Raw genomic sequence first — 12,706 nt, 5'->3', positions numbered from 1 at the left:
TGGGGGAACACAAGGATAAAGATCTCGTTCTGTAATACGAATATTTTGTGATACAAATAAATAAGATCTGCATCACATAAATGAGCTTGTAAGATTAAAATAAAACATCTATTTGGTTATTTTTTATCTTCCCAAATTTGGTTCGATAACAGTTTAATCATCTGAGCTGTTGCGCCCCATATGGAATAATTATTATAGGGTATCGCGTAAACACGGTGAGACTCACCTCGAAGGTGGAACTGATGTGATTTAATATTTTGGGGATCAAGTAAGTAATTGAGTGGTACTTCAAAGATAGCATCAACCTCACCAGGATCTGGTTTAGCGCTATAATTACTGCTGATGGTTGAGATGAAAGGGGTAACAATGTAGCCGCTGGTTGTTGCGAGTGGTGTTAATTGACCGATAACATTATGACGTTGACAAATAATCCCTGTTTCTTCATAGGTTTCACGTAATGCTGTGGTAATTAAATCATTATCAGTATTCTCAAAACGCCCCCCCGGAAATGCAATTTGTCCTGGGTGGTGTTTTAAGTGTTCTGCACGACGTGTTAATACAACATTAAAACCTTGCTTTCGAGGAACTAATGGAATGAGAACAGCAGCGGGTTTGAAATTAATATCATTGCTGAAATAATGATCAATCCTACGCTTATGGCTTTTATCATATTGTTGACTGGGTGCCATCATAAACCGCGTTAGAAGTTGCTGCTGCTCATTCATAAACTCTCCATAACAAATTTGTTGTTAAATTTAGCGCTATTATAAGGTTGGCAGAATTTTACTTAATTTGTCGAGAGTTTCTTGATATTCACTCTCAGCATCACTATCAGCGACTATACCGCCTCCCGCCCAAGCATATAAACGATGCTGATAAGCAACCAGTGTGCGAATGGTAATATTTGTATCCATGCTGCCACAACGACTGATATAGCCAATACTGCCACAGTAGATACTGCGCCGATGAGGCTCTAGCTCTTCAATAATTTCCATTGCTCTAATTTTGGGTGCACCTGTAATCGATCCGCCAGGAAAACAAGCGCGTAATAGATCAGTCGCTGAAAAATCACTAGCGAGCTGGCCGGTAACAGTGCTAACTAAATGATGTACTGCGGGAAAACTTTCAATAGCAAACAATGCAGGCACACGAACACTACCAGGTATTGCAACTCGACCAATATCATTACGTAGTAAATCAACGATCATCACATTTTCTGCGCGATCTTTAGGTGCTTGTTGCAGTGCTTTAGCATTGGCCGCATCTTCAGTCGCGTTAGTACTACGCGGGCGAGTACCTTTGATGGGTTTAGTTTCAATTTTGCCTTGATTTAATTGTAAAAAACGCTCAGGTGAAACAGAAAGAATGGCACTGCTATCGGTGCGAATAAAACTGGAAAAAGGGGCACTGTTAGTGTGTTCTAAACGACAATAGGCTTGCCACTCATCTCCTTGGTAACTTGCACTGAATCGTTGTGCAAGATTAATCTGATAGCAATCACCAGATAATAAATATGACTGTATGGTGTTAAATTTGTTGCAATAATCCTCTTTAGTCATGTTTGATGACCATGAAGATGTTAATTTGAATGCAGTGTTATGGTTGCTGGTTTGTACTGTTGTTGGCGCAGTTATTTGAGATTGCTGTTGGTTTAGCCACGATAAGCGCTGACTATTTTTAGGTTCAACAAGCGATATTTTTTGTAATGTATGATCGACAATTAATGCCCAATCATAAATCCCCACAGCCATTTCAGGTAATGGAATATCATGGGTTGCAGTCGCTGCGATCTTTTCTACTCTACGACCTAAATCATAACTAAAATAGCCTAATGTTCCACCAATAAAAGGTAGGTTCTTAAGCGGGCTAAGTGTCGGTAATAGTTCATTTTGTAAGGTATTTATGACACTGAAAGGATCATCGGTAGTGGTACGTTGGTCACCATTTGAAAACTTAATATAAGTTGTGTCATTTTGTGACTCAATAATGGCTAAAGGATCGGCAACTAAAATATCATAACGATTATCTGGGTGCGCAGTTGCTGCTGAACGTAATATCATTGCCCATGGCAACCTCGATAATGGTGCAAACCATGAAAGTGCGGCATCTTTTGAGTAGGGTAATGAAGTAATGCTTAATTCTGGGTGTGATTTACAAATCATTTTCTTTTTTGTGACAAGAGGTTTGATTGGCGCATAGCGCAATGTTATGGGCAAGAGTATCATACTCAACGAAAGACGCCCAAGATTGAACAGCACTATTTGTTGTTTAATACCCTACATTCAGGAAGATTAATACAGGGCGCCATGGAATAATAATATTTAACGAGGGTAATTATGACCATCATCTGTAAACAAGATGTAATCAGTAGTGTCGCCGATGCTTTACAATATATCTCTTACTACCATCCTTTGGATTTTATTCAAGCATTAGAAAAAGCCTATAACAAAGAGCAGTGCCAAGCGGCGAAAGATGCCATTGCCCAAATTTTAATTAACTCTCGTATGTCAGCCGAAGGACGCCGCCCTATTTGTCAAGATACGGGGATTGTGACCTGTTTTGTTAAAATTGGTATGAATGTACAGTGGGATAGTGATTTAACGGTACAACAGATGATCGATGAAGGGGTACGTCAAGCTTATACAAATGCTGATAACCCATTGCGCGCCTCTGTGGTTGCTGACCCTGCTGGTGCGCGTAAGAACACCCAAGATAACGCACCAGCTGTCGTTCATGTTGAGATGGTGGCTGGCGATAAAGTAGAAATTCAGATTGCAGCTAAAGGTGGCGGTTCTGAAAATAAAACTAAAATGGTAATGCTTAACCCTTCTGATGATGTTGCTGAATGGGTAGAAAAAACAGTACCGCTAATGGGGGCTGGTTGGTGTCCACCGGGCATGTTAGGCATTGGTATTGGTGGTACAGCCGAAAAAGCTGCGGTGCTTGCGAAAGAATCATTGATGGAAGCGGTAGATATTCATGAATTGCAGCAACGTGGTGCTAAAACAACAGAAGAAGCATTACGGTTAGATATTTATGAACGTGTTAACAAATTAGGTATTGGTGCTCAAGGTTTAGGTGGTTTAACAACGGTGTTGGACGTTAAAATTAAAAGTGCACCAACCCATGCGGCATCAAAGCCTGTATGTATGATCCCTAACTGTGCGGCAACTCGCCATGTACATTTTACATTAGATGGAAGTGGCCCTGCAGAATTGACACCGCCAAAACTGAGTGATTGGCCACAAGTAACGTGGGAAGTCGGTGATAATGTGCGTCGTGTTAATCTTGATAACGTAACTAAAGCGGATGTACAAGAGTGGCGCTCAGGTGAAACAGTATTGTTATCTGGCAAGATTCTAACTGGTCGTGATGCTGCTCATAAACGCATTCAAGAAATGTTAGCGAATGGCGAAGGTCTTCCTGAAGGTGTTGATTTTACCAATCGTTTTATCTATTACGTGGGCCCTGTTGATGCTGTTGGTGATGAAGTTGTAGGGCCAGCAGGGCCAACAACGTCAACCCGTATGGATAAATTTACCGAAATGATGTTAGGTGAAACTGGGCTAACTGGCATGATCGGTAAAGCTGAGCGTGGGCCAGCAACCATTGAATCGATTAAGCAGCATAAAGCTGTGTATTTAATGGCGGTAGGCGGTGCCGCATATTTAGTTGCAAAAGCCATTAAAAAGGCGCGAGTGGTCGCTTTTGCTGATTTAGGTATGGAAGCGATTTATGAGTTTGAAGTTGAAGATATGCCTGTGACAGTTGCCGTCGATGCTGAAGGTGTTAATGCTCACCAAACAGGCCCTGATACATGGCGTGTGAACATAGCTGAAATGGCAAAATAAGACATTAAGCAATATAAACAAAGGAGCCTTGTGCTCCTTTTTTTATTGCTTTTTTATATCGATAGGTATTGTGATATCGGCTTCACTTTGAAAATGAAACGGGATTGTTAATTCATTAGTCTATATTATTCATTATGATAGCAATTTTTTGTACTATATTTTAACAATGGTAAGGATTCAGTATAAAACATCATGGAGAGTAGTATGAGGTATCGCTTTATTGCGGCATTATTTATATGCTTAGCGTTAAGTGGGTGCAAGGATGATCAAGCAGTGATAGCTGAGCCTGAATCTCGCCCGGTAAAATTACAATCAGTTTCGGTCGGTAATAATGAATCACAACGTGCGTTTCCTGCAATTGTTGAAGCGGGTGACAAAGCTGTTTTAGCTTTTCGAGTTGCAGGACAACTCGTTAGTGTCGATGTACATCCAGGTCAATTTGTGACGAAAGGGCAGATACTTGCGACATTAAATAGTGATGAATTATCACTGTTAGTTAAGCAAGCACAAGCGCAATATGATTTAGCAAATGTACAATTTAAACGTGATAAAGCATTACGTAAAACCAATGTCATCTCAGAATTAGATTACGACACCTCAAAAGCCAACCTTAAGCAGGCTAAAGCCGCATTAGATAAAGCGAAATCAAATTTAAGTTATGCCCAATTACTAGCACCTTATGACGGGCATATATCGTTATCTATGGTTGAAAACTATGAATATATTGCTGCTAAACAGCCAGTAATGCATATTCAAAGTGCCCAATTAATTAACATGACATTTCAACTTCCTGATTATCTTCTCGCTCGTTTTCAAGGACATGCTGAAAATATTAATCCAACCGTTGCGTTTGACACTTTAGCTAATCAAACTTTTGGGGCTCAATTTAAAGAAATCGACACTGAGCCAGACACTAAAACCTCCAGTTATAAAGTAACACTCTCCATGGCACGTCCTGATGGTAGCAATATTATGCCAGGCATGTCTGGTCGCGTAATGATTGTGCTGCCGCAAGGTAAAGCGGGAGCCATTCCGCAGCGAGCAATCATTATTGAAGATAATAAAAACTATGTCTGGCGTGTTGATGATAAGCAGCAGGTTGTTAGAACAGAAGTCACATTAGATAAAAATAACCGTGTTATTTCAGGGTTAAATGATGGTGATGTTATAGCCACATCTGGCGTTTCTGAATTGCAATCAGGTCAAAAGGTCCGCTCATGGATCAAGGAGCGCGGGTTATGATCAAACGTTATAGTTTATTAGTGTTGGCAATCAGTACAGTCTTATTAATTCAAGGCTGTGATAAACCAACGATTGCACCACGTCAAGAGTTGCCACTAGTGAAAGTGCAGCAAGTGCAATCAGGTAAGCAATCACCGAAATTAACCTTTCCTGCGATGGCATCTGCTGCAGATAAATCTGTTTTATCATTTCGTATTGCAGGAGAAGTGACGCAGATCTTGGTTCGTTCAGGAGACACAGTTAAAAAAGGCCAAGTTTTAGCTCGATTGGATCCGCGTGATTACAGATTAGAAGTGGATGATGCTCAGGCAAAATATAATGTCATTAATAGCCAGTATCGTCGTTCAGCGACACTATTAAAAAATGGCTATTTACCCCAGTCTCAATTTGATGAATTAAAAGCTAAGCGAAGTATTGCTAAAGCCAACCTTGATTTAGCCCAATTGAAATTAAGTTTTACTGCGCTCAAAGCGCCTTTTTCAGGCGTGATATCAACTATTCCTGTTGAGAAATTTGAAAATATTAAAGTTGGTCAACAAATGATGAATCTTCATAGTACGGATTCTGTTGATATCGAGATCCAAGCGCCTGATATGATTTATTCCAAGCAAAGTATATTGGATATAGATAAAGGGCAGCGATCCACCGCACAGGCCATTTTACCTAATGGCGAAAAATATGCAGTGACGTTAAAAGAGTTCACCACTGAGCCAGATCCAGAATCGGGTTCATTTCTTGTGACGTTAACCATGCCGATGCCCAAAGAGCAGTTTATTTTAGAAGGGATGTCGATTGAAGTTGAAGCGGATGCTCAGAAATTACAAGTTTATCAGGTTGGACAACAAATCGTGCCACTTGAAGCGTTATTTAACTTAGATGGTGATGATATCGCTTCAGATCATAAATATGTTTGGATAGTGACACCAAATAATACGGTGTCGAAACGTCGAGTTGTAACGGATAAAGTCGTGCCAGAAGGTGTGCGATTAAAATCTGGTGTTAAGCAAGGTGAGCAGATTGTTGTAACAGGCGTTAACCGCTTAAGAGATGGACAGAAAGTGGTGATATTTACTAAGGAGGGTACGCAATAATGAAACAAGATATCGCGACCTATTTTATAAAAAATAAGGTGATTAGCTGGATGCTGACACTGATATTTTTAGTTGGCGGCACCGTATCTTTTTTTGGTCTCGGGCAGTTAGAAGATCCCGCTTTTACGATTAAAGATGCGATGGTGGTTACCGCTTATCCTGGTGCAACGCCACAGCAAGTAGAGGAAGAAGTTACTTATCCGATAGAAAAAGCGATTCAGCAACTGACTTATGTTGACGAAGTGAACTCACTCTCTAGCCGAGGGCTATCGCAAATCACTGTCACGATGAAAAATAATTATGGGCCTGATGATTTACCTCAAATTTGGGATGAATTACGCCGTAAGGTCAATGATATCTCGTCAAACTTGCCTCCAGGAGTTGCAAAACCAAAAGTGATTGATGATTTTGGTGATGTTTACGGCATTTTGTTGGCAATAACTGGCGATGGTTATAGCTATAAAGAGTTGAGTGACTATGTTGATTATCTTCGCCGTGAAATTGAGTTGGTTAGTGGCGTGGGTAAGGTATCTGTTACTGGTAACCAGCAAGAGCAAGTGTTCATTGAAATATCGATGCAACGTCTAAGCAGTTTAGGCATTTCACTGGATACCATTTACAACATTTTAGCTACCCAAAACTTAGTCACAAGTGCGGGCGCAGTTCGCATTGGCGATGAATATGTACGTGTTCATCCGACGGGTGAGTTTAAGAATGTTGATGAACTGGGCGATTTAATCATTACCGATAAAGGTGCTGATGGGCTGATTTATTTACGTGACGTGGCTGAGATTAAAAAAGGCTTTAAAGAAATTCCTGATAACCTCGTCAGTTTTAATGGACATCAGGCACTTAACGTTGGAGTCTCTTTTATTGAGGGAGTGAATGTTGTTGAAGTCGGTCAACGAGTGATGCAGCGATTAGCCGAGTTGAAACAGCAACAACCGGTTGGTATTGATATTGATGAAGTATATAGCCAGCCAACAGAAGTCGATAAATCAGTCAGTGGGTTCGTGGTTAGCTTAGGTCAAGCCGTTGCGATTGTTATCATTGTTTTGCTGTTTTTTATGGGATTACGATCAGGATTATTGATTGGTCTTATTCTGCTATTAACGGTACTTGGCACTTTTGTGTTTATGAAATGGATGGCAATCGATCTACAGCGTATATCATTGGGTGCATTGGTTATTGCGCTTGGTATGCTGGTGGATAATGCCATTGTGGTCGTTGAAGGCATTCTCATCGGAATGCAAAAGGGGCGAACGCGAATGCAAGCTGCTTCAGATATTGTGACCCAAACTAAGTGGCCGTTACTTGGTGCGACAGTGATTGCAGTTATGGCCTTTGCGCCTATAGGTTTATCACAAGATTCAACTGGTGAATATTGTCGAACTTTATTTACGGTATTATTAATTTCACTGATGTTGAGTTGGTTTACGGCTATTTCATTAACACCTTTCTTTGCTGATCTTTTCTTTAAAAATGTCAAAGTGGATCAAAGCGAAAATCAAAAAGATCCCTATGGCAGTATTTTCTTTGTGATATACCGTAAGTCGCTAGAGTTCTGTATGCGTCGCGCATGGTTAACGGTATTAACATTGATCTTAATGCTTGGCGGTAGCTTATATGGCTTCACGCTGTTAAAACAATCGTTCTTTCCTGCTTCTACAACGCCAATGTTTATGGTTGATGTGTGGTTACCGGAAGGGACTGATATTCGTGCAACAAATGCTACTTTGAAATCGTTAGAGAAAGTGGTGAATGCCGAAGATGGTGTTGATTATGTTAGTTCAAGTGCAGGCAAAGGTTCACAACGATTTATGCTAACTTATGCACCAGAGAAAAGTTATGCCTCTTATGGTGAGTTGATCGTTCGAGTAAATAGTTTTGAAGATGTACTCCCTGTTATGCGTAAATTTAGCCAAACGATGAATAAAGATCATCCAGAGGTTGAGTACAAACTTAAACAGGTTATGTTAGGCCCATCATCAGGTTCTAAAATAGAAGCTCGTATTGTCGGCTCAGATCCGACGATTCTTCGTGGTATTGCTTCGCAAGTTGTTGATGTTATGAATGCAGATCCCGGTGCCTTTAATATTCGCCATGACTGGCGAGAGCGTACCAAAGTTATTGAACCCGTGTTTAACGAAAGCCAAGCAAGGCGTTATGGTATTACCAAAAAAGATGTCGATGAATTGCTACAAATGGCATTTTCAGGGATCAACATAGGTTTGTATCGTGAAGGAACAAACGTGATGCCAATAGTGGCACGTTTGCCAGAAGAAGAACGGGTTGATATTAGCACCATAGAAGGCATGAAGATTTGGAGCCCAGCAATTCAAGGTTATATTCCATTACAACAAGTGGTATTAGGTGTGAATGTGCGCTGGGAAGATCCATTGGTTGTGCGTAAAAATCGTAAGCGTATGCTAACTATTATGGCGGATCCTGATCCATTAGGTGATGAAACTGCGGCATCGGTTCAAGCGCGTATTTTACCTGCTATAGAAGCGATTGATTTACCAGCTGGTTATAGTTTGGAGTGGGGTGGTGAATATGAATCATCAGCAGATGCAAAAGCGTCACTGTTTCAAACCATGCCGATGGGGTATTTAGCAATGTTCTTAATTACTATTGTGCTGTTTAATAAAGTTAAAGAAGCACTGATTGTATGGGCAACGGTCCCATTAGCAATTATTGGGGTAACGGTAGGGTTATTGCTATTAAATACGCCATTTGGCTTTATGGCATTATTGGGATTTTTGAGTCTGTCAGGGATGTTGGTGAAAAACGGTATCGTATTGTTAGATCAAATTGAAATCGAGATAGCAAGCGGTAAAGAAAAGTATCAAGCGGTGGTTGATGCCGCGGTAAGTCGTGTACGTCCTGTATGCATGGCGGCAATAACGACTGTTTTAGGAATGCTGCCTTTATTACCTGATGTTTTCTTTAAGCCGATGGCAGTAACGATTATGTTTGGATTGAGCTTTGCAACAGTGTTAACACTGATCGTTGTCCCGGTGTTGTATCGTTTATTTCATAAATTGAAAATACCAGCAGATCAAACGGCATAGCCTAATTACTATATTGAAAATAAAAAGGCTTCCGTTTTGGAAGCCTTTCTTTTTTGATAGAAAAAGTTAACTTATGGGTTAACAGTCCAACTCATCATTTCACCGGCTTTAATTGGCACAACGGTATCATTACCAAATTGCATTTCTGCAGCCACTTCCCATGATTTTTTAACTAAAGTGATGGTATCTGTATTACGTGGTAAACCATAAAAATCAGGACCATTAAAACTCGCAAAGCCTTCTAGTTTATCGAGTGCATTCGCTTGTTCAAATACTTCAGCATACAGTTCAATCGCTGCATGAGCTGTGTACGAACCTGCACAACCACATGCTGCTTCTTTACGACCTTTAGCATGAGGTGCACTGTCAGTTCCCAAGAAAAACTTCTTGCTGCCACTAGTTGCTGCTTCAATCAGTGCTTGTTGGTGGGTGTTGCGTTTTAAAATTGGTAAGCAGTAGAAGTGAGGACGAATACCACCTGCTAACATATGGTTACGGTTAAACAGTAAGTGATGTGCAGTAATCGTTGCTGCGATATTGTCGCCCGTACTTTGCACAAACTTTACAGCTTCTGCCGTTGTGATGTGTTCAAGGACAATTTTTAGAGATGAGAACTCTTCAACGATAGGAGCAAGTACCGTTTCTAGGAATGCTTTTTCACGGTCAAAAATATCAACGTGATTATGTGTGACTTCGCCATGAATAAGCAGTGGCATACCGACTTCTTGCATTGCCACTAATGCTGGGCGGATGTTATCAATTGAAGTAACACCAGAGTCTGAATTAGTCGTTGCACCTGCAGGGTATAGCTTAGCGGCGTATACATGACCAGATGCTTTGGCTTTTTTAATTTCTTCAGGTGATGTGTTATCTGTCAGGTAGATAACCATAAGCGGAGAGAACGTTGATTTTGGTTGAGCACCAAGAATGCGGTCACGGTAAGCTAAAGCAGATTCTGTATCAGTAACAGGAGGGATCAAATTAGGCATGATAATCGCACGGCCCATGTAACGGCTAATATCTCTTACTGTATCTTGTAATACATCACCATCACGTAAATGTGTGTGCCAGTCATCAGGACGAGTAATCGTTAATGTTGTCATTTTGTTTCCCTACCAAAAAATTTGCCCGATTCTAAAAGTATCATCCTTTGAAGTAAAGTTGATAAATCAAACAATGTGGTTTGCGGCGACTTTAAATCGCAATCGATTGCTATAAGAGGGTGAAATCGATGAAATACTCACCGATATAAATACCGGTGAGTGGTAGGGTTATAACTTAAATCGACTAACTAGTGTATTTTGCTCGGTGGCTAAATGTTCAAGTTTGACACCAGTATCAGCCATTTCCTCCATCGCGTTATAGCTATTATCGGCAATATGACTAATATCTTCTAAGCTACGAGCAATTTCTGTCGTCGTACAACGTTGTTCTTCCGCAGCTTGTGCAATTTGGCTACTCATATCACTAATTTCAATAATAATAGCTTGAATTTCTTCCATTGAGCTATTGGCATTAGAAGCAAGCCCAATACTGTTATCCATTTCTGTTACACAGCTTTGCATCATATTCATTGCTTGACCTGAGCTGGTTTGTAAATTTTTGATCATGGCTTCAATTTCAGATGTTGAATCAGTGGTACGTTTAGCTAATACTCGTACCTCATCAGCAACAACTGCAAATCCACGTCCTTGTTCACCGGCTCTAGCGGCCTCAATTGCAGCATTAAGAGCTAATAAATTGGTTTGATCTGCAATGTTACGAATAACATCTAAGATTGAACCAATATTACTGCTCATTTTTTGAAGTTGTTCAACCGCTTGTACTGATTCATCTAAGCGAGTTGAAAGCTGATGGGCGGTATTGATATTACTCGTCATTACTTTACGCCCAGCTGCAGATGCTTGTTCTACTTCATTAACACGCTCCATGGTTGTTTGAGCACTTTTTGATACATCAGTAACGGAATGCTCCATTTCTATCATTGCCGTTGCAGCTGATGCAGTTTGTTGACGCTGGCTATTTAACCGGAGTTTCGCTTCTGCGGTAGTCGCATGATTTTCAGTTGCAACGGTACTTAATTCAGATGAAGCATGGCTGATTTGACTTAATATTTGTTGTAAGTTTTGAGCTAACATATTGATATGATGGCTTAGCTGGTTAAATTCAATAAATTTACTCGCTTCAGTTCGCTGAGTCATATTGCCTGCTGTTAATGCTTCTAGGGTGCTTAACATTGCCATTAATGGGCGGCGTACACTGCGAGCTAAATACCAACCGACGATAATAGCGAGCAATATGACGGCGATACCGATGATCACAGCTTTGGTGACGACATCAGTATAGGTTGTGTCGGCAGTGGTAATGGTGTCAGTCATTTGGCTGTTAGCTTGTTGAGTAAAATCACCAATAATTGTCATTGCTTGATTTATTTCTTTGGCTAAAGTTGCAATATTACTGTAGAGACGATGTTGAGCTTGAATATATTCAAAATGTTGGTCAAGAACGCCACCAGTACGACCAATATCAAGTGCGTATTGTTCTACCGATGGGCCAAATGTTTGCTTTAATTTTGGTAGTAATACCGTTAAAGAGCGAAAGGTATTTCTGAGGTGATTAACACTGACTTTATTACTTTTAATTGCTTTTTCAATTGCAGCAGTATTATCAGAAGCCAATGCATCTAGCGTAATGGTTTCAGTTTCTTTTAACTTCACAAAGTAGTTTTTAGACAGCATCTTAACGGCAAGATTATCTTGTTCGTTAATAAACTCCTTCATGCCGATATTAAGTTCTGTTTGCAGTTGTTGAAATTGACGGGATGATTGCTGGCGTTCATGGGTTGCAAGTAGTAATAAACGGTAGTTTGTCATGGCAACGGTAGCTTCAGTAAAATAACGTTGCTCAAGGGCTGTTAAGGCTTGAATTGAGGTTGTTAACTGAGCGTTATTTTTTGTTACTTGTTCAAGTTTATTACGAGCTTGTTGAAAAACAGCGTTTTGTTTCTCAAACTCAGTACTATAGGTCGCCATCACTTGAGGATCTTGACTGGTAAGGAAATCTTTAAATATCTTGTCTGCAACCAATAACTGTACGCTAACATTATTTGAAACCGAAACGAGAGGAAGAGCATCAGTAGTTATGGATTTTAATTGGTTGTGAATGCGGCCGACACCATCAAGCATGAAGATGATAGTGACAACAAAGAGTGCTACTAAGATAGCAAAACCTAAGTACATACGGCGTATGACAGAGGTTTGAGATTTTTTTTTCATAAGATCCCTAATTTCATAAAGGCTGATAACGGTATATTTAAGAATTGAATTGTCCTTATATTACAATTACCGCTGGTTTCAATTAATCACAGTATCAATTATCTTGGCTGTCATTATTGATATTTATAATGTTACGTCAGTTTGATTTACCTATCGACGTGAACTTCAAAATC

The 12,706-nt window shown here is 40.1% G+C and carries 8 protein-coding genes; 4 read left to right on the top strand and 4 right to left on the bottom strand.

Annotated elements, in window-relative coordinates:
- Window positions 1–116: 116 nt before the first annotated feature.
- Both PMAL9190_RS03025 and pabB read right to left on the bottom strand, forming a co-directional pair.
- Window positions 117–725 carry a CoA pyrophosphatase gene (locus tag PMAL9190_RS03025; protein WP_087843857.1) on the bottom strand — a complete coding sequence of 203 codons (609 nt, stop codon included), beginning with the start codon at window positions 723–725 and terminating at the stop codon, window positions 117–119.
- A gap of 39 nt (window positions 726–764) precedes the next feature.
- Window positions 765–2,162: an aminodeoxychorismate synthase component 1 gene (pabB, locus tag PMAL9190_RS03020; RefSeq protein WP_087843856.1), complete on the bottom strand. Its 1,398-nt coding sequence runs from the start codon at window positions 2,160–2,162 to the stop codon at window positions 765–767.
- Window positions 2,163–2,336: 174 nt separating this feature from the next.
- Between pabB and PMAL9190_RS03015 the strand changes: the two genes are divergently transcribed.
- The 4 genes from PMAL9190_RS03015 to PMAL9190_RS03000 all read left to right on the top strand — a co-directional run bounded on the left by PMAL9190_RS03015 (window position 2,337) and on the right by PMAL9190_RS03000 (window position 9,258).
- Entirely contained in the window at window positions 2,337–3,851 is a 1,515-nt protein-coding gene (locus tag PMAL9190_RS03015) for a fumarate hydratase (protein ID WP_087843855.1), read from the top strand.
- 204 nt (window positions 3,852–4,055) lie between these two features.
- Window positions 4,056–5,093, top strand: a complete 1,038-nt coding sequence (locus tag PMAL9190_RS03010) for an efflux RND transporter periplasmic adaptor subunit (RefSeq protein WP_087843854.1) — start codon at window positions 4,056–4,058, stop codon at window positions 5,091–5,093.
- Window positions 5,090–6,184 (top strand): efflux RND transporter periplasmic adaptor subunit, encoded by a 1,095-nt coding sequence (locus PMAL9190_RS03005; RefSeq protein ID WP_200813360.1) that lies wholly within the window; start codon window positions 5,090–5,092, stop codon window positions 6,182–6,184. The genes PMAL9190_RS03010 and PMAL9190_RS03005 overlap by 4 nt, the downstream gene beginning before the upstream one ends.
- Window positions 6,184–9,258 carry an efflux RND transporter permease subunit gene (locus PMAL9190_RS03000; RefSeq protein ID WP_087843853.1) on the top strand — a complete coding sequence of 1,025 codons (3,075 nt, stop codon included), beginning with the start codon at window positions 6,184–6,186 and terminating at the stop codon, window positions 9,256–9,258. Before PMAL9190_RS03005 ends, PMAL9190_RS03000 begins: the two co-directional genes overlap by 1 nt.
- Before the next feature lie 71 nt (window positions 9,259–9,329).
- On the opposite strand, the gene pyrC is transcribed toward PMAL9190_RS03000, so the two are convergent.
- Both pyrC and PMAL9190_RS02990 read right to left on the bottom strand, forming a co-directional pair.
- Window positions 9,330–10,361 (bottom strand): dihydroorotase, encoded by a 1,032-nt coding sequence (pyrC, locus tag PMAL9190_RS02995; protein WP_087843852.1) that lies wholly within the window; start codon window positions 10,359–10,361, stop codon window positions 9,330–9,332.
- Window positions 10,362–10,529: 168 nt separating this feature from the next.
- The gene (locus PMAL9190_RS02990) at window positions 10,530–12,533 is read right to left on the bottom strand and encodes a methyl-accepting chemotaxis protein (protein ID WP_235004269.1); all 2,004 of its coding nucleotides are present in this window, start codon (window positions 12,531–12,533) and stop codon (window positions 10,530–10,532) included.
- Window positions 12,534–12,706 lie beyond the last annotated feature (173 nt).

The organism is Photobacterium malacitanum (assembly GCF_900185615.1).
Classification (GTDB): domain Bacteria; phylum Pseudomonadota; class Gammaproteobacteria; order Enterobacterales; family Vibrionaceae; genus Photobacterium; species Photobacterium malacitanum.
The sequence above is the reverse complement of the archived record's forward strand: the minus strand, read 5'-3'. Positions and strand labels throughout refer to the sequence as shown.